Below are 16,602 nucleotides of genomic sequence, written 5' to 3'. Positions count from 1 at the left end.
TCAGGCTTTCGTTGTCTCTGAAGTGACCGGATCGAAGTCCGGACGATAAGAAATGATCTTCGTAAAGAGGGGCGTCTGAAACTTTTCGGGAATGGGCGAGGCACCTGTCACCATCTTCACGAGGTCGTTGTCTTCCTCGGCCATAATGACTTCCAGCTCATCGAGTTCCGCTTCCGAAAGATCACCGATATTGTCCTCGGCAAACTGACCGAGCACCAGATCCATCTCGCGAATGCCTCGGTGCCAGCAGCGATAAAGAATCCGCCTGCGTCTCGGTTCAAGGTCGGCACTCGTGCGCACCAATCCAGTCATCGCAATTTCCTTCCGCCCGGGTTCAAGCAAAACGCGCCACTGTCATCCCCCTCTCATCCCTCATTCCTGTGCTCGTCACAGGAATCCAGTGACCTGACGTCTGTCAGGTCAAAAGACTTGTTTCAGCCCAATGACTTGGGCTGACTGGATCCCTGTAACAAGCGCAGGGATGAGGCAAAGAAGAGCGCGACAGCAAAAGCAGGCGTCGAAGTCTCGGCGTCTGCTTCCATCTCGGTTCATCTGTTGCCCCTCGTATAGAACAGGACATGAACGCTTGGGAACCGGTTTTTACGCGACACCTGCAAAAACTGCGGGTGATAAACGATCTTTCTGAAGGTCACGGTCTTGCATTGCGCGGCACCTTCCCCGATTTTGCTGCCCATGCGCCCCGCCCTTCTCGATCCGCTATTTGCCACCGTCTCCACGCTCACCGGCGTCGGGCCGAAGCTTGCCGATCTGTTGGCGAAACTGTTGGGTCGGGAGAACGCAGAAGATACCCGCGTCATCGACCTTATCTTTCACGCGCCGTCCAACATCATCGACCGGCGTAACAGGCCGGGAATTGCCTATGCCCAACAGGGGGCAATTGTCACCATTCAGGGACGCGTGGACCGGCACCAGCCAGCGCCGCCCGGCAATCGCTCCGCACCCTACCGCGTGTTTCTGCACGATGAGACGGGTGAGCTGGCGCTCACTTTCTTCCGCGCGCGCGGCGACTGGCTTTCCAAGGCGCTGCCTATCGATGAAGAGGTGATGGTCAGCGGCAAGGTGGACTGGTTCAACGGTCGCGCCTCGATGGTTCACCCGGATTTCATGGTGAAGGTGTCCGAGGCGGAAAACCTGCCTCTGGTCGAAGCCGTCTACCCAATGACGGCGGGCTTGTCGCCGAAGGTCTTGAAACGATCGATCGATACCGCACTCCAGCGCCTGCCGACTTTCCCGGAATGGATCGATGAAACGCTGGCCAGCCGCCAGAGCTTTCCGCATGTAGCAGAGGCGTTTCGCGAATTGCACGATCCACGCGATGCCGCCGATATCGATCCGCAAGCCCCTGCCCGCCGCAGGCTGGCTTATGATGAGTTTCTGGCCGGTCAACTTTCGCTGGCGCTGGTACGTCAGCGACTGCGCAAGGTGGCGGGCCAGCCGATCCGCGCCAAGGGAGACTTTGCCGCGCGCATCCTCGCCAACCTTCCCTTTTCACTGACGGGCAGCCAGAGTGCGGCAGTGAAGGACATTCTCACCGATATGGCTGACGAAGACCGTATGCTGCGGCTTCTGCAAGGCGATGTCGGCGCGGGCAAGACGCTTGTTGCGCTGATGGCCATGGCAACCGCCGTCGAGGCAGGCGGACAGGCCGTGTTGATGGCGCCAACGGAAATTCTGGCACGCCAACATTTCACGACGATCTCGAAATATGCCGCAGCTGCGGGGATTTCCTGTGAGGTACTGACAGGCCGCACCAAAGGCAAGGAACGCCGCGAAATCGAGGAACGGATCGCCTCCGGCGAGGCGCAGATCATCATCGGCACCCATGCTCTGTTTCAGGATAGCGTTTCATATCAGAACCTCGTTCTGGCTGTGGTGGATGAGCAGCACCGCTTCGGCGTGCACCAACGCCTGCGCCTCACCGCCAAGGGCATCACGCCGCATATGCTGGTGATGACGGCAACACCCATCCCGCGCACGCTGGTTTTGGCCGCATTCGGTGACATGGATGTCTCCAAGCTCACCGAAAAGCCTGCAGGCCGAAAGCCGATCCAGACCGTGACCATTCCAAACGAGCGGATCGGTGACATTGTAGACCGCCTGCGCAGTGCGCTGGCGGAAGGCAAGAAGGCCTATTGGATTTGCCCGCTGGTGGAGGAATCGGAGGAGTCCGACCTCATGTCTGCCGAGGAACGGCATGCGGTTCTGTCTCAATCGCTACGCGCCAATATCGGCCTCATCCATGGCCGGATGAGCGGGCCAGAAAAAGATGCCGCCATGCTGGCCTTCAAGAGTGGCGAAACACGGCTGCTGGTCGCGACGACCGTTGTCGAAGTAGGTGTCGACGTGCCGGATGCGACGATCATGGTCATCGAACATGCCGAACGCTTCGGCCTTGCCCAGCTTCACCAGCTGCGTGGTCGCGTCGGTCGCGGTGATGAGGCATCCACCTGTATTCTGCTTTACAAGGGTCCGCTCAGCGAAAACGGCAAGGCCCGCCTTTCCATCCTGCGTGATAGCGAAGACGGTTTTCTCATTGCGGAAGAAGACCTGAAGCTGCGTGGCGAGGGAGAGCTTCTTGGCACACGCCAATCCGGCACGCCGGGCTTCCGCATCGCAAGTCTCGAGGCTCACGCCGACCTTCTGGAAATCGCCCGCAAGGATGCGGCCTATATCATTGAACGCGACGCCGAACTCGTAAGCGAGCGCGGCCAAAATCTAAGAACCCTGCTTTATCTTCACCGCAGGGACGAAGCGATCCGCTTCCTGCATGCAGGCTGATGTTATGACCACCATACCAAACCCGCCCCCCGCCTTTCAAAAAGGCTACGCCCTGTGTTCGCCAGAGAACATCCTGCAGCCCAAGACTTTTGCGAAAAGTGAAAAGAAGGCGATAGCGAAAGGTTTTAAAAAGCCGGGCCGCAAGAAAGCCTGGGCTGAGGCGGTGGAGCAAGGCTGGAGCGTGAAGCTCGTCTATATGCGCCTGTTCGTGCCGGTGTTTCATTCCACATCCTCATCTTCCGTCGAAATCGAGGAAGACGAGGACTGATTATACGAGCTTGCGCTCGCCCGCTGCGAATTTTGCTTTCAGCAGACACTCATCATATTCCGACTGCGCGGTGGAATCGAAAACAATGCCGCCGCCGACATTGAATGTGGCACTGCCATCCGCAAACAGCGTGATGGTGCGAATGGCGACGGAAAAGCGCATGTCACCCTTCGGTGAAATGTAGCCGATGGCACCGCAATAGGCGCCACGGGGCCCGACTTCCAGATCGTGCAGAATTTCCATCGCCCGCATTTTCGGCGCTCCAGTCACCGAACCGCAGGGGAAAATCGCACTGAAAATATCGGCGATACTCATGTTCGGCAGCAATTTCGCCCGCACATGGCTAACCATCTGGTGCACTGTCGGATAGGTCTCGATCTCGAAAAGTTTCGGCACATCCAGAGAGCCGACTTCCGTTATGCGGGAAATATCGTTGCGCAGCAAATCCACGATCATGCGATTTTCGGCCAGCGTCTTTTCGTCCTGCCGCATCTCCGCGATGATTGCCCTGTCCTCATCCTCTGTCGCGCCACGCTTGACCGTGCCCTTCATCGGATGCGTTTCGATCCATCCGTCCTGATTGACCGAGAAGAAAAGCTCCGGGGAACGAGACAGGACGACAGGTCCACCGAGATCGACCAAAGCACCGTATTTTACCGGCTGACGCTCGATCAGAGACCAGAAGGCAGTCAGCGGATCACCATGCCACCGCCCCGTGATAGGCATGGTAAGGTTAGCCTGGTAACAATCTCCCTGACGCAGATGCTGATGCAGTTTGTTGAACTGCGACTCATATTCTTCGAAAGACCAGACAGGTTTCAGCTCGCTCAGAAAATCATCAGGATCCATGGATTTCAATGGTGTAGCTTCTGCAACCTCATCATGGGAGGGAGCCGCAAACACACCGAAGCAGAGGAGCGGAACCTTGCGATTGCCCTCCGCCAAGGGCGCAAGCTTAGGCTCGAAAAGGTGTCCCGCCTCGTAAGACATGTAGCCGGCTAAATACTTGCCAGCATCCCTGGCCTTCTGCATGCGAGCAAGAGCGGGCAGAAACTCATCAGCCTCATTGGCGACGATAATGTCTTGCGGCTCCGCAAACAGTGTCACGGTGCCGGTCGTATCGTCTCGGAAAAGAACGTAAGGCGCGTTCAGCACATCCAGCTACCCGATGATGAATCTCACACCGGATCGATATCGCCTTTCGCCCACATTTCAATGGTCTCCGCGTAGAAATCCGGAAAACGACCTTCTTCGATCGATTTGCGAATCCCCTGCATCAGCTCCTGATAATAGGCCAGATTGTGCCAGGACAACAACATGCCGCCCAGCGCTTCGTTGGAGCGGGCGAGATGGTGCAGGTAAGCGCGAGAGTAATCGCGCGAAGCCGGGCAGTTGGACTGCTCGTCCAGCGGGCGCATGTCTTCCGCATGGCGGGCGTTGCGAATGTTCACACGACCACGGCGGGTGAAGGCCAGACCGTGACGACCGGAACGGGTCGGCATAACGCAGTCGAACATGTCGATACCACGCGCGACGGATTTCAGAATATCGTCCGGTGTACCTACGCCCATCAGGTAGCGGGGCTTTTCTGTTGGCAGCACCGGCAGCGTCGTGTCCAGCATCGACAGCATCACATCCTGCGGCTCACCCACGGCAAGACCGCCCACGGCATAGCCCTTGAGATCGAGCTGCTTCAGCCCCTCGGCAGAGCGAATGCGCAGATCCGGCTGGTCACCGCCCTGCACGATGCCGAACATGGCCTTGCCCGGCTGCTCGCCAAAGGCAACGCGGCAGCGTTCGGCCCAACGCAGCGACATTTCCATAGCGCGCTCGATTTCCTTGCGCTCGGCAGGCAGCGCCACGCATTCATCGAGCTGCATCTGAATATCCGAATCGAGCATTCCCTGAATTTCGATGGAGCGCTCCGGCGACATATGGTGCAGCGAACCGTCGACGTGGCTCTTGAAGGTCACGCCCTTCTCGTCCAGCTTGCGCAGGCCAGAAAGCGACATCACTTGGAAACCGCCGCTATCGGTGAGGATCGGGTGCGGCCAGCGGATCAACTCATGAAGACCACCCAGACGCGCCACGCGCTCCGGGCCGGGGCGCAGCATCAGGTGATAGGTGTTGCCCAGAATGACGTCAGCGCCGAGTTCACGCACCTGATCGAGATACATGGCCTTGACGGTGCCAACCGTGCCAACCGGCATGAAGGCAGGCGTGCGGATAACACCGCGCGGCATCGCCACTTCGCCGAGGCGAGCGCCGCCGCTGGTTGCTTTGAGGGTGAAAGTGAAGTTCTCTTGCATCAGATTTTCCGAAACAGCAGGCTGGAATCGCCATAGGAATAGAAGCGGTAGCCGGTTTCGATGGCATGGGCATAGGCCGCGCGCATCGTTTCCAGTCCGCAGAAGGCCGAAACCAGCATGAACAGCGTGGATTTCGGCAGGTGAAAATTGGTCATCAGAATATCGACCGCCTTGAAACGATATCCCGGCGTGATGAAGATGCCGGTCGCACCGGACCAAGGCAAGATCTGCCCGTCATCGCCAGCCGCACTTTCGATCAGCCGCAGAGAGGTCGTGCCAACGCAGATGATGCGCCCGCCCCTCGCCTTGACGGCGTTCAGCTTCTCCGCAGTCTCTTCTGAAACATAGCCGATTTCGAGGTGCATCTTGTGGTCTGCGGTATCATCCGCCTTCACCGGCAGGAATGTGCCCGCGCCCACATGCAGCGTCACGAAGTGCCGCTCGATGCCTGCCTTATCCAGCGCTTCGAACAGCGCAGGCGTGAAATGCAGCCCGGCGGTGGGTGCAGCGACGGCACCTTTCTCGCGAGCGTAGATCGTCTGGTAATCCGTCTGGTCCTGCGCATCTTCCGGGCGTTTTGCGGCAATGTAAGGCGGCAGGGGAATATGACCGACGGAAGCGATGGCCTCATCCAGAGCAGGACCAGAGACATCGAACAGCAGCGTAATCTCGCCCTCGTCGCCCTTCTCTTCCACTGTCGCCTCAAGGAAAGCCAGACCGCAAGCGTTGTCGCGCTCATAACCAAAACGGATCCGGTCACCCTGCTTGATACGCTTGCCGGGCCGCGCAAAGGCTTTCCAGCGGCTGGCATCTGCGCGCATGTGCAGCGTGGCGGAAACGGCTGTTTCCTGCGCGCCTTCACGCAACCGGACGCCTTCCAGCTGGGCCGGGATGACGCGCGTATCATTGAACACCAGCGCATCGCCGGGCTTCAGAAATGTCGGCAGGTCGAAAACCTGATGGTCGGTCATGCGGTCCGTGTTCGGATCTACCACGAGAAGACGCGCGCTATCCCGCGGGTTCGCGGGGCGCAGGGCGATGTTCTCCTCGGGGAGATCGAAATCGAACAGGTCTACACGCATTTACTGGCTCTTAAAGTTCAAAGGCATGCTTCAAGCTCCCTCATTCCTGTGCTTGTCACAGGAATCCAGTCGACGCGCGTCTGCGCGTCGGAAGGACTCTTTCAGCCCAAGACTGGGCTGGCTGGATTCCTGTGACAAGCACAGGAATGAGGGAACTTGCAAAATATTGAAACCCGCTTTGCATCGAGATGCGGGCGGGTAATGTGAATGACAAGGTCGCTCCTTACTCAACGTCATCCTCGGGCTTGACCCGAGGATCCACGACGGCGCGGAATGGATCCTCGGGTCAAGCCCGAGGATGACGCCCGATGGGGAACGCCCCTTTCAATCAAAACCCGCCCCGCAGCAATCTACGAGGCGGGCTCATTATCTATATCTTACGCTCAGGCCGCAGAAGCAAGGCGGATGGAGACGATGGAATCGGGATCCTTGACAGGCTCACCCTTCTTGATCTTGTCGATGGCTTCCATGCCTTCGATGACCTGACCCCAGACCGTGTACTGCTTGTTCAGCCACGGAGCATCCGTGAAGCAGATGAAGAACTGCGAGTTGGCGGAGTTCGGGCTCTGCGAACGGGCCATGGAGCAGGTGCCGCGAATGTGCGGAATGGCGGAGAATTCAGCCTTCAGGTCTTCCTTTTCGGAGCCGCCCATGCCAGCGCGTGCCGGGTTGAAATCGGAAGAGCCCTTCTTGCCGAACTTGACGTCGCCCGTCTGCGCCATGAAGTCTGCAATCACGCGGTGGAAAACAACGCCGTCATAAGCCTGTTCGGAAACCAGTTCCTTGATGCGCGCAACGTGACCCGGCGCAACATCCGGCAGAAGCTGGATGACAACCTTACCAGTCGTCGTTTCCATGATGAGGGTGTTTTCCGGATCCTTGATCTCGGCCATGATATCTCTCCTTGCTATGAGCCCCGAAGGGCTATTTGGGCGAAACGCCCGATGTTATTTCTTGGTAACGGTGACCTTGACCATGCGGTCGGGGCTGGAAACTTCACCGTTGCTGCCCTCGCCCTTCTTGATCTTGTCCACGAATTCCATGCCGGACACGACCTTGCCGACGACCGTGTACTGGCCGTTCAGGAAAGCGCCCTGATCGAACATGATGAAGAACTGAGAGTTGGCGGAATTCGGGTTCTGCGAACGGGCCATGCCGACAGTGCCGCGTTCGAACGGAGTCTTGGAGAACTCGGCAGGCAGATCAGGCAGGTCCGAACCGCCGGTTCCGGCGCGGCGTGCATCGAAATCCTTGTTCATGTTGCCATATTGAACATCGCCCGTCTGGGCCATGAAGCCGGGAATGACGCGGTGGAAGGCAACGCCATCATAAGCGCCCTTCTTTGCCAGCGCTTCGATCTGCGCAACGTGCTTGGGCGCGACTTCCGGCGCCAGTTGAACAACGACCGTGCCGTCCTTCAACTGGATGTTCAGAAAATCCGCCGCAGAGGCGATGGTGCTGGCGCTCAGCGCGCTGACGAACATTGCGCCTGCAATGGCAACTTTAAGCAATTTCATTCGGATTAGCTCCACTGATATGCCGAAACTAGCGTTTCAGCTTCGTATTAAGGGCTTCGAGCACGGCTTTGGGCACAAAGGCTTCCACATTGCCGCCCATAGCCGCGATCTGGCGGACCAATGTGGCGGTAATGGGCCGCGATGCCGTTCCGGCGGGCAGAAATACGGTCTGAATGTCCGGCGCCATCTGCCTGTTCATTCCGGCCATCTGCATTTCGTAATCGAGATCGGTGCCATCCCGCAATCCGCGAACCAGAAGCGTGGCCCCATGTTCCCGCGCGGCATCCACCACCAGATTGCTGAAGGAAACGACCCGGAGGCGTTCCGCCTTGCCCGGCAGAACCTCTTCCAGCGAGTGGCGGATGAGTTCGGCGCGCTCTTCGAAGGTGAACATCGGCGCCTTGCCCGGATGAACGCCGATCGCCACGATCACTTCAGACGCCACGTTCAACGACTGGATGAGCACATCCAGATGTCCGTTCGTCATCGGATCGAAAGATCCGGGATAAAAAGCAATCGTCATACCGCTCTCGATACTTCCGTTATAGTCCGCCTTTTGTCATGTAAGTCCGCGTTTCGCAAGACTAATACCTGAAACGTCCGGGTGAATGTCGGATGAATGGGCCATTCAGCACAGCTTCAAAGCGCCCTGTTATAACCGTCAGCATCGAAAGCAAGCGGGTTGTAACCCGGTCGGAGAAGAAAATGCTGGCCTTCATGATGATCCTGACAATCGCGACATCCTTCGTCGTTGAATATGTCTTCATGGATTGACGTGAACTGCCGATTTTCTGAACGCCAGATGAACGCAGCATTCAAGCAAGCTTCAGAGGCGCGATGCTAATCGATTTTTAACAATGACGCGGAACCTCGAATCGAGGTGTGCGTTCAGGCTGCAGTTAAAGGAACGGACACATGTTTGCGAAAGAAAAACAGTCTACTTCGGCTAAAATCGGCGTGATCAGCACAGCCTGGACGATGTTGGTTATCGCCATGGTAGCAACCACGTTCAGCCTTTACGCGCAGAAGCCACAGCAGCAGGGCCCGGAATTTCCGCAGCTCACCTCCCGTTATCAGTATATGAACTACTACTGAGCTAACGGGGAACCTCAAACTTCCCGGAGTGAAATGCCATGATTACAGTTTTGACAGTGCTTTCAGCCTTGATCAGCGTAATGTTCGTGGCATCCGTAGTCTCAGTCGTTTCTGAACTGCGCAAGGAAGATGAGGATTTCAAGGAACTGATCGAGCGCAGCAAAGCGTTCTGATCGCAGATTCGCGTCAAGGTCATTGTCAGCAGAAATCAGAAGCCGCTCTGTTTATCAGGGCGGCTTTTTAGCGTCTGTGACATAAACTCGGTATGATCTTCCTCGTCTTCTCACGCTCTTGTTCACGCAGCCGTTTGCTTAACCGCCGTTTTTCAAGGGATTTGCCCTTCAATTTCCATTTTGATTCATTTAAGGAACCCCGATAGACCCGGCGTAAAACGGGCGCATATTGTGAGGTTTGCATAACGATGCTCGATTCCCTGAGAAATGCTTCTCGAACTCTGGCGGCAAAGCTGCTCCTTCTCCTCCTCGTCGTTTCCTTCGGCGTCTGGGGCGTTTCGGCATCGCTTGTCTCGAGCAACTCTCATGCCGTCATGACGGTGGGCGACCAGACCGTGACGCCGAACGAGTTTCGTTTCGCCTATCAGCGCCAGATGGCGGAGATCGGCCAGCAATTCGGCACGCGTCTGACGACGGAGCAGGCCAAGGCTTTCGGCATCGACCGTCAGGTCTTCAGCCAGCTTGCTGCCGGTGCGGCACTGGATGAGCTTGCGGACAAGATGAATCTCGGCCTTTCCGAAGATCGTCTGGCAAACCTCATCGCCGATGACCCGGCCTTCAAGTCGCCCACGGGCCAGTTCGACCGCCAGCTTTTCAGCCAGCGTCTGCGCGGCGCGGGCTTTAATGAAGACGATTACGTCAAGGAACGCAGCAAAGTTGCCGTTCGCGGTCAGATCGTGGATGCGATTTCGGACGGCTTTGCTGCTCCGCAGGTTCTTGTCGATGCGCTGAAGCAGTATCGCAACGAACAGCGCTCCATTGAATATATTCTGCTGTCCAACGCCAATATCGACCCGGTCAAGGCACCGACGGACGACGTGCTGGCCGCATGGTTCGAGAAGAACAAGGGCCAGTACCGCGCACCGGAATATCGCAAGTTCACCTACGTCAAGCTTGAGCCTTCCGATATTGCCAATCAGGACGCGATTACGGACCTACAGGTTCAGGATTATTACCAGAAGAACCCTGAGAGATTCCGGACTGCCGGTCGTCGTACCATCGAGCAGCTGGTCTTCCCGAACAAGGAAATGGCGGAAGCCGCGGCGACTCAGATTCGCGCTGGCACCACCACTTACGATCAGGTCGTGAAGGATCAGGGCAAGCAGCCAGCCGACGTGCTGCTGGGCGAATTCACCAAGGATACCGTGCCGGACGCTTCGCTTGCCGATGCCGCATTCGCGGTTCAGAAGGATGGCGGCATTTCGCAGGTTGTGGATGGCGCTTTCGGCCCCGTCATTCTGCGCGTCACCGGCATCAAGGGCGATTCCACGAAGACGCTCGATGAGGCGAAGGAAGAAATCCGCACGGAGCTGGCAACCGCCAACGCTGCCGAGGAACTGAACAACGTTCACGACCGCTACGAAGACCTGCGCGGCGGTGGTTCCTCGCTTGCCGATGCAGCCACGCAGCTGAACCTCAAGCCGGTCACGATCAACGCCATCGACACGAACGGCGAAGACGAAAAGGGCAACCCCGTCGAAGGTCTGCCGACCCCTGCCCTCCTGACCGAGGTGTTCAAGACCGAACCTGGCACGGAAGCGCCTGCCGTCAATATCGGTCGCGAAGGCTATGTGTGGTTCGATGTCGACCAGATCATCCCGCCACGCGACCGCACGCTGGACGAAGTTCGTGACCGCGTCGTTGCCGACTGGACGGCTGAGCAGCAGCGCACGGCGCTTGCCGCCAAAGCTGACGAATTGAAGGCACGCGTCGAAAAGGGCGAAACCCTTCAGACGATTGCCGGTGAAATGGGTCTGGCTGTCGAAACCAAGATGGGCCTTCGCCGCAACAGCGAAGACGCGCTTATAGGCCAGCAGGCCGTAGCGGCGGTCTTTGCCGGTGCTGAAGGTCTGGTCGGTGCGGCTGTCAACGCCGATGGCTCCGGTCGCATCCTGTTCAAGGTCACGGAAGTCAACACCGGCGCGCCCGCAGATGCACTCGACAACAACGACCAGCAGGTCACTGCCATGGCGAAGGCCGCTGGCGACGACATGCTGGATCAGATGGTCAACCGTTTGCAGAATGACTATGGTGTGACGATCAATCAGGCCGTCGCAGATCAGGCCATGACCGCATACTGATAATCCGGGGGAAGAGCCACATGGCCGATTTGAAGCCGCTGATTGCCAAGGTGGCAAATGGCGAAAGCCTGAACCGGGATGAGGCCCGACAGGCCTTCGACATTCTGATGTCTGGCGAAGCCACGCCTTCTCAGATCGGCGGCTTTCTTCTGGCCCTGCGCGTGCGCGGCGAAACGGTGGACGAGATCGTCGGTGCCGTCGCCTCCATGCGCGCGCGCATGCTTCCCGTTTCGGCCCCCGCCCATGCAGTGGATATCGTTGGAACGGGTGGCGACGGGCTCGGCACCTACAACATCTCCACCCTCGCCTCCATCATCGTTGCCGGCACGGGCCTGCCCGTTGCCAAGCACGGCAACAAGGCGCTGAGCTCCAAATCCGGCACGGCGGATGCCCTTTCCGCGCTTGGCGTGAAGCTCGATATCGGCCCCGAACTGATCAGCCGCTGCATCAACGAGGCCGGGCTCGGCTTCATGTTCGCGCAGCTCCATCACTCGGCCATGCGCCACGTCGGGCCTACCCGCGTGGAGCTTGGAACGCGCACGATTTTCAATCTGCTAGGGCCGCTTTCGAACCCCGCTGGAACCAAGCGCCAGCTTCTCGGCGTGTTTTCGCCGCGCTGGCTGAACCCTATCGCCGAGGTCTTGCGTGATCTCGGCTCCGAATCGATCTGGGTCGTCCATGGCGATGGCATGGACGAAATCACGACGACGGGCGTGACCCATGTGACCGCGCTGGAAGACGGAAAAATCCGCAGCTTCGATCTGACGCCAAAGGATTTCGGCGTTGAGCCCGCAACCATTAACGACCTGAAAGGCGGCGATGGCATTGCCAATGCCAAGGCGCTTCGCGACGTGCTTTCCGGCCACAAAAACGCCTATAGAGATGTGTCACTCTGCAATGCCGCTGCCGCACTCGTGGTTGCTGGCAAGGCGGAAACGCTGAGCGACGGAATGAGAATCGCAAGCCAGTCTCTGGATGAAGGTAAAGCCGCTGCCGCACTGGACCGGCTGGTCGCGGTTTCCAACGAATATCAGGGCGAAGAACAATGAGCGACATCCTCAAAAAGATCGAAGCCTACAAGCGCGAAGAAATTGCAGCCGCGAAGGCAAAGACCTCTCTGGCGGACCTCAAGGCGATGGCGGCGGACCAGACCGCGCCGCGCGGCTTTTACGATGCACTGAAGCGCAAGCAATCCGAAGGCGCTTTCGGCCTGATCGCGGAAATCAAGAAGGCCAGCCCATCCAAGGGTCTTATCCGCCCGGATTTCGATCCTCCGGCACTGGCAAAAGCCTACGAAGCGGGCGGTGCGGCCTGCCTGTCCGTGCTTACGGATACGCCAAGTTTTCAAGGCGCACCAGAATTCCTCACCGCCGCACGCAATGCCTGCGCCCTGCCCGCACTGCGCAAGGATTTCATGTTCGAAACCTATCAGGTTCACGAAGCGCGCGCCTGGGGTGCTGATTGCATTCTGCTGATCATGGCGTCGCTTTCCGACGACGAGGCAAAGCGTCTCGAAGATGAAGCTTTCTCGCTTGGCATGGATGTTCTGGTCGAGGTGCATGACGAGGAAGAAACGGAGCGGGCGTTGAAGCTTGCCTCGCCCCTTCTCGGCATCAACAATCGCAACCTGCGCACCTTCGACGTCAGCCTCGAAACCAGCGAGCGCCTTGCCAGAATGGTGCCATCCGACAAGCTGCTCGTCGGCGAAAGTGGTATCTTCACCCACGACGATTGCACTCGCTTGCAGAAGTGCAACATCAGCACCTTCCTTGTTGGCGAGAGCCTGATGCGCAAGGAAGATGTAACTGCCGCCACACGCGCGCTCCTCACCGGCCAGCCCGGCGTTCTGGCAGCCGAATGAGCGACGCCCCGAAACTCACCCATATCGGCGCATCCGGTGAAGCCCATATGGTCGATGTCGGAGAAAAGGCGGAGACGGTGCGCGTTGCGGTCGCCGAAGGTTTCGTCAAGATGAAGCCGGAAACGCTGACGCTGATCCGCGAAGGCAATGCCAAGAAAGGCGATGTCATCGGCACGGCGCGGCTTGCCGGCATCATGGCCGCCAAGCAGACCCCCAATCTCATCCCGCTTTGCCATCCCTTGATGCTGACGAAAGTCGCAGTCGATATTTCCGAGGATGCTGCCCTCCCCGGCCTGCGCGTGCAGGCCACCGTAAAACTCAGCGGCAAGACGGGCGTGGAAATGGAAGCACTCACCGCCGTCTCCGTGGCCTGCCTGACGATTTACGACATGGCGAAAGCTGCGGATAAAGGCATGGAAATCGGCTCGATCCGGTTGCTGGAAAAGAGCGGTGGTAAGTCTGGCGATTACCGGGCTTAGCGAAGAAAGACCATGTGTAGTCTTTGGATTCCACAGGAAGTAAAGACGCAATAAGCCTTAGTTTGGAGCGTGTTCTAAGCAGCTAGGAGCTTTTTTTATTTCCCTCATTCCTGTGCTTGTCACAGGGATCCAGCCAGCCCATGTCTATGGGCTGAGAGGAGTCTCTCGCCGCGCAGACGAGCGTCGATTGGATCCGCGTGACAAACATGGGGAAAGGGACGGCGTGTTGATGACCTTCTCACCACGAACATTCCGCAAGCATATCGTTGAGTCGGTCGTACTCCTGAAAAGAGGAACCCCATGAAGCCCCTTCTCCCCGTCGCTGAAGCACTGGACAGACTGCTGAGCGCAGCCAAGCCGGTCTCAACCACCGAAAGCATCGCCCTTTCGAACGCAGAAGGCCGGGTGCTGGCGCGACAGCTGGAAGCTCGCCTCACACAGCCACCATTCCACTCATCCGCCATGGATGGCTACGCCCTGCGCGCAGCCGACGCGAGCGATGTGGGATCGGAACTGACGGTCATCGGCACAGCCTCTGCAGGGCATGCTTTCGCGGGTAGTGTTGGGCCGGGTCAGACCGTGCGCATTTTCACTGGCGCTCCGGTGCCGGAAGGGGCGGACGCGGTGCTCATTCAGGAAGATGCCGAGGTTCTGGAGGGCGGTCGCATCCGCACAACCTTCCCCGTCACCGCCGGGAGACATATTCGCCCACGAGGCCAGGACTTCATGCTGGGCGAAGCAGTGCTGGAGGCAGGAACGCGGTTGAGCTTTGCCGATGTCACTCTTGCCGCAGCCACGAACCACGCGGAGCTTCCGGTCTATCGCAAACCAGTCGTAGCGCTGCTCGCTACCGGTGACGAACTGGTACCGCCGGGCGGCACACCAAACGAAGCGCAGATCATCGCCTCCAACACTTTCGGTGTCGCAGCACTTGCGCGCAAGGCCGGTGCGGAAATTCTCGATCTCGGCATCGTTGCGGATGACGACACATTGATCCAGGCAGCTATAGACAAGGCCATCGCCGCCAAGGCGGACGTCCTCGTCACACTCGGCGGCGCCTCCGTCGGAGACCACGATCTCGTACAAGCGGCGCTGAAGGCGCAGGGCATGGATCTCGATTTCTGGCGAATCGCCATGCGCCCGGGCAAACCTCTAATGGTGGGCACCATCGGCACCATGCAAGTTCTCGGCCTTCCCGGAAACCCGGTGGCAAGCCTCGTTTGCAGCCTCTTGTTCCTGGAACCACTGATCAACAAGCTCAGCCACCACCCCCACCGCTCGCGCGAAATCACCGTCATAACCACGACTGATTTGAAAGCCAACGACATCCGACAAGACTACCTACGCGCCCGCATCACAGGCGACGAAAACGGCACGCCCATCGCAGAGGTCTTCACCAAACAGGATTCATCCATGATGAAGATCATGACCAATTCCGACTGCCTCCTCATCCGTCCTCCGAACGCGCCCGAGTTGCCTGCGGGTGCGGAGTGTTCGGCTATACGTTTGCGGGATTGAGCCGAGGCTTCCATTGGTGCATGGAGACCGAAGTGGAGGCGCTATTCTCTACCTCATTCTCGGTCTTAGATTTCTGAGCAACTAATGCTAGAGTCTGTCAGGTTTAGTTTGACCATATCCTGCATGCCTTAGATAGTTCGCGCATTCTTGTGGTGAAAATGCCGTGAGGAGTTTTCCAATGCGCCTCCATGTTGTTTCAACAGTTCGTTCTTCGGCTTTTCTGACAAGTGCCTTGAGTTTTGCAAACATCATTTCGATAGGATTGAGATCAGGACTGTAGGGCGGCAGGAAGAAGAGGTGGGCACCGACATCGCGGATCGCATCGCGTGCTGGCTTACCTTTGTGACTGCCCAAATTGTCGAGAATGACGATATCACGAGGCTTGAGGGTAGGAACGAGGGATTGTTCGACCCAGGCAGTGAAGGCAAGGCTGTTAATGGGACCGTCAAGGACAAAAGGAGCAATAATACTATTGCGACGCAGACCAGCCAGAAAGGTCAGCGTTTTCCAGTGACCATGTGGCACTTTTGCGATGAGCGGTTCGCCGCGCTGGCTCCAGCCGTAGGTGCGGGTCATGTTGGTCTTAACCCAGGTTTCGTCAATGAAGACAAGACGATCGGGATCAAGTCGGTGCTGATGTGTCTTCCAGCGCGCTCGGAACCGGGCAACCTTCGGCCTGTCCTGTTCGCATGCCACCAGTGTTTTTTTTAAAGGTTTTGCCTTCGCTGCGCAGGAAGCGCCAAATCGTGTCGTGGGAGACACTGATCCCCGCAGCTTTCAAATCCGCAGACAGCGCACGCACTGTCCAGTCAGATTTGGCCACAAGCCGTTGACGCACCGCATCTGCTGCGTCGCCCCTCAAGATCGGCTTGACGTAGCCGCCGATCTTCGCAGGCATCAAGCCTTTGCCTGAGCGCGCTCGCTGTCCTATCCGAACTGCCGTGGCCGTCGATACTCCAAATCGCACCGCAGCAGCACGAACAGTCATACCGTCACTCAAAGCTGCTGCAATACGCATGCGCAAATCAAGAGAAAGGGGATGCACCATCACTACTGACCTCCATTCCAGCAATGACGTTGAATCACAAATTCAAATAAATGGGAATCCGAACACGATTCAATGTATCGCTGACAGACTATAAGCTAAAGAGGTGGGAAATGGCCAATCCACCCTCGACCGTCATCCTCGGCTTTGTGCCACTACTGTCCGTTTTAGATTTTCGGAGTAGCCTTAAGCCATTGGTCCTGGTCCACTTTGGAAGTTTTTCTGCGATTTTGACGTCGTTATGAGAGACGATATTTGCCGGGGGAGCGATGAGCGTCGCAAGACCCACCTTCGTCATCCTCGGGCTTGTCCCGA

At 57.9% G+C, this 16,602-nt stretch carries 18 protein-coding genes; 10 read left to right on the top strand and 8 right to left on the bottom strand.

Annotation, left to right across the window (positions count from 1 at the left end):
- Positions 1 to 312, bottom strand: coding sequence for an FAD assembly factor SdhE (locus CFBP5473_RS07460; protein ID WP_027673296.1), 312 nt, complete (start codon positions 310 to 312; stop codon positions 1 to 3).
- A 381-nt stretch (positions 313 to 693) separates the two neighbouring features.
- On the opposite strand from CFBP5473_RS07460, the gene recG reads away from it, so the two are divergent.
- Together recG and CFBP5473_RS07450 are read left to right on the top strand one after the other, a co-directional pair.
- Positions 694 to 2,799 carry an ATP-dependent DNA helicase RecG gene (gene recG / locus CFBP5473_RS07455; protein WP_027673297.1) on the top strand — a complete coding sequence of 702 codons (2,106 nt, stop codon included), beginning with the start codon at positions 694 to 696 and terminating at the stop codon, positions 2,797 to 2,799.
- Positions 2,789 to 3,067, top strand: coding sequence for a hypothetical protein (locus CFBP5473_RS07450; protein WP_234881737.1), 279 nt, complete (start codon positions 2,789 to 2,791; stop codon positions 3,065 to 3,067). The genes recG and CFBP5473_RS07450 overlap by 11 nt, the downstream gene beginning before the upstream one ends.
- Here the strand turns inward: CFBP5473_RS07450 and CFBP5473_RS07445 are convergent, their stop codons facing one another.
- The 6 genes from CFBP5473_RS07445 to coaD form a co-directional block, all read right to left on the bottom strand.
- The gene (locus CFBP5473_RS07445) at positions 3,068 to 4,222 is read right to left on the bottom strand and encodes an aminodeoxychorismate synthase component I (RefSeq protein WP_027673299.1); all 1,155 of its coding nucleotides are present in this window, start codon (positions 4,220 to 4,222) and stop codon (positions 3,068 to 3,070) included.
- Positions 4,223 to 4,245: 23 nt separating this feature from the next.
- On the bottom strand, positions 4,246 to 5,376 hold the full coding sequence (gene tgt / locus CFBP5473_RS07440; RefSeq protein ID WP_027673300.1) for a tRNA guanosine(34) transglycosylase Tgt: 1,131 nt from the start codon (positions 5,374 to 5,376) through the stop codon (positions 4,246 to 4,248).
- Positions 5,376 to 6,458: a tRNA preQ1(34) S-adenosylmethionine ribosyltransferase-isomerase QueA gene (gene queA, locus CFBP5473_RS07435; RefSeq protein ID WP_027673301.1), complete on the bottom strand. Its 1,083-nt coding sequence runs from the start codon at positions 6,456 to 6,458 to the stop codon at positions 5,376 to 5,378. Before queA ends, tgt begins: the two co-directional genes overlap by 1 nt.
- A gap of 383 nt (positions 6,459 to 6,841) precedes the next feature.
- Positions 6,842 to 7,351 carry a peptidylprolyl isomerase gene (locus CFBP5473_RS07430; RefSeq protein ID WP_027673302.1) on the bottom strand — a complete coding sequence of 170 codons (510 nt, stop codon included), beginning with the start codon at positions 7,349 to 7,351 and terminating at the stop codon, positions 6,842 to 6,844.
- Positions 7,352 to 7,405: 54 nt separating this feature from the next.
- Complete coding sequence (locus CFBP5473_RS07425; protein ID WP_027673303.1) at positions 7,406 to 7,975, bottom strand: peptidylprolyl isomerase; 570 nt, start codon at positions 7,973 to 7,975, stop codon at positions 7,406 to 7,408.
- A 28-nt stretch (positions 7,976 to 8,003) separates the two neighbouring features.
- Positions 8,004 to 8,498 (bottom strand): pantetheine-phosphate adenylyltransferase, encoded by a 495-nt coding sequence (gene coaD / locus CFBP5473_RS07420; RefSeq protein ID WP_027673304.1) that lies wholly within the window; start codon positions 8,496 to 8,498, stop codon positions 8,004 to 8,006.
- A 92-nt stretch (positions 8,499 to 8,590) separates the two neighbouring features.
- Between coaD and CFBP5473_RS25020 the strand changes: the two genes are divergently transcribed.
- The 8 genes from CFBP5473_RS25020 to CFBP5473_RS07380 all read left to right on the top strand — a co-directional run bounded on the left by CFBP5473_RS25020 (position 8,591) and on the right by CFBP5473_RS07380 (position 15,242).
- The gene (locus tag CFBP5473_RS25020) at positions 8,591 to 8,749 is read left to right on the top strand and encodes a hypothetical protein (protein ID WP_157835778.1); all 159 of its coding nucleotides are present in this window, start codon (positions 8,591 to 8,593) and stop codon (positions 8,747 to 8,749) included.
- A 141-nt stretch (positions 8,750 to 8,890) separates the two neighbouring features.
- Complete coding sequence (locus CFBP5473_RS07410; protein ID WP_027673305.1) at positions 8,891 to 9,070, top strand: hypothetical protein; 180 nt, start codon at positions 8,891 to 8,893, stop codon at positions 9,068 to 9,070.
- 38 nt (positions 9,071 to 9,108) lie between these two features.
- Positions 9,109 to 9,243 carry a hypothetical protein gene (locus tag CFBP5473_RS25575; RefSeq protein ID WP_268884794.1) on the top strand — a complete coding sequence of 45 codons (135 nt, stop codon included), beginning with the start codon at positions 9,109 to 9,111 and terminating at the stop codon, positions 9,241 to 9,243.
- A 248-nt stretch (positions 9,244 to 9,491) separates the two neighbouring features.
- Positions 9,492 to 11,384 carry a peptidylprolyl isomerase gene (locus tag CFBP5473_RS07405; RefSeq protein WP_027673306.1) on the top strand — a complete coding sequence of 631 codons (1,893 nt, stop codon included), beginning with the start codon at positions 9,492 to 9,494 and terminating at the stop codon, positions 11,382 to 11,384.
- A 20-nt stretch (positions 11,385 to 11,404) separates the two neighbouring features.
- Positions 11,405 to 12,433, top strand: a complete 1,029-nt coding sequence (trpD, locus tag CFBP5473_RS07400; RefSeq protein ID WP_027673307.1) for an anthranilate phosphoribosyltransferase — start codon at positions 11,405 to 11,407, stop codon at positions 12,431 to 12,433.
- Complete coding sequence (trpC, locus tag CFBP5473_RS07395; RefSeq protein ID WP_027673308.1) at positions 12,430 to 13,245, top strand: indole-3-glycerol phosphate synthase TrpC; 816 nt, start codon at positions 12,430 to 12,432, stop codon at positions 13,243 to 13,245. The genes trpD and trpC overlap by 4 nt, the downstream gene beginning before the upstream one ends.
- On the top strand, positions 13,242 to 13,724 hold the full coding sequence (gene moaC / locus CFBP5473_RS07390; protein ID WP_027673309.1) for a cyclic pyranopterin monophosphate synthase MoaC: 483 nt from the start codon (positions 13,242 to 13,244) through the stop codon (positions 13,722 to 13,724). The genes trpC and moaC overlap by 4 nt, the downstream gene beginning before the upstream one ends.
- Positions 13,725 to 14,024: 300 nt before the next feature.
- Complete coding sequence (locus CFBP5473_RS07380) at positions 14,025 to 15,242, top strand: molybdopterin molybdotransferase MoeA (RefSeq protein ID WP_027673310.1); 1,218 nt, start codon at positions 14,025 to 14,027, stop codon at positions 15,240 to 15,242.
- Positions 15,243 to 15,329: 87 nt separating this feature from the next.
- Here CFBP5473_RS07380 and CFBP5473_RS07375 read toward each other — a convergent pair.
- A protein-coding gene (locus CFBP5473_RS07375; protein ID WP_169696880.1) for an IS630 family transposase occupies positions 15,330 to 16,290 on the bottom strand; the annotation gives its coding sequence in 2 pieces (ribosomal slippage) (positions 15,330 to 15,950 and positions 15,952 to 16,290; 960 coding nt in all).
- Between the last annotated feature and the right edge of the window lie 312 nt (positions 16,291 to 16,602).

This window comes from Agrobacterium larrymoorei, from assembly GCF_005145045.1.
Lineage (GTDB): Bacteria > Pseudomonadota > Alphaproteobacteria > Rhizobiales > Rhizobiaceae > Agrobacterium > Agrobacterium larrymoorei.
This window is presented reverse-complemented; position numbering and strand designations above follow the sequence as displayed.

Coding starts and splice junctions, on each gene's coding strand:
- CFBP5473_RS07460 (WP_027673296.1), bottom strand. CDS start 312: ATGACTGGATTGGTGCGCACGAGTGCCGACCTTGAACCGAGACGCAGG.
- recG (WP_027673297.1), top strand. CDS start 694: ATGCGCCCCGCCCTTCTCGATCCGCTATTTGCCACCGTCTCCACGCTC.
- CFBP5473_RS07450 (WP_234881737.1), top strand. CDS start 2,789: ATGCAGGCTGATGTTATGACCACCATACCAAACCCGCCCCCCGCCTTT.
- tgt (WP_027673300.1), bottom strand. CDS start 5,376: ATGCAAGAGAACTTCACTTTCACCCTCAAAGCAACCAGCGGCGGCGCT.
- queA (WP_027673301.1), bottom strand. CDS start 6,458: ATGCGTGTAGACCTGTTCGATTTCGATCTCCCCGAGGAGAACATCGCC.
- CFBP5473_RS07430 (WP_027673302.1), bottom strand. CDS start 7,351: ATGGCCGAGATCAAGGATCCGGAAAACACCCTCATCATGGAAACGACG.
- CFBP5473_RS07425 (WP_027673303.1), bottom strand. CDS start 7,975: ATGAAATTGCTTAAAGTTGCCATTGCAGGCGCAATGTTCGTCAGCGCG.
- coaD (WP_027673304.1), bottom strand. CDS start 8,498: ATGACGATTGCTTTTTATCCCGGATCTTTCGATCCGATGACGAACGGA.
- CFBP5473_RS25020 (WP_157835778.1), top strand. CDS start 8,591: ATGAATGGGCCATTCAGCACAGCTTCAAAGCGCCCTGTTATAACCGTC.
- CFBP5473_RS07410 (WP_027673305.1), top strand. CDS start 8,891: ATGTTTGCGAAAGAAAAACAGTCTACTTCGGCTAAAATCGGCGTGATC.
- CFBP5473_RS25575 (WP_268884794.1), top strand. CDS start 9,109: ATGATTACAGTTTTGACAGTGCTTTCAGCCTTGATCAGCGTAATGTTC.
- CFBP5473_RS07405 (WP_027673306.1), top strand. CDS start 9,492: ATGCTCGATTCCCTGAGAAATGCTTCTCGAACTCTGGCGGCAAAGCTG.
- trpD (WP_027673307.1), top strand. CDS start 11,405: ATGGCCGATTTGAAGCCGCTGATTGCCAAGGTGGCAAATGGCGAAAGC.
- trpC (WP_027673308.1), top strand. CDS start 12,430: ATGAGCGACATCCTCAAAAAGATCGAAGCCTACAAGCGCGAAGAAATT.
- moaC (WP_027673309.1), top strand. CDS start 13,242: ATGAGCGACGCCCCGAAACTCACCCATATCGGCGCATCCGGTGAAGCC.
- CFBP5473_RS07380 (WP_027673310.1), top strand. CDS start 14,025: ATGAAGCCCCTTCTCCCCGTCGCTGAAGCACTGGACAGACTGCTGAGC.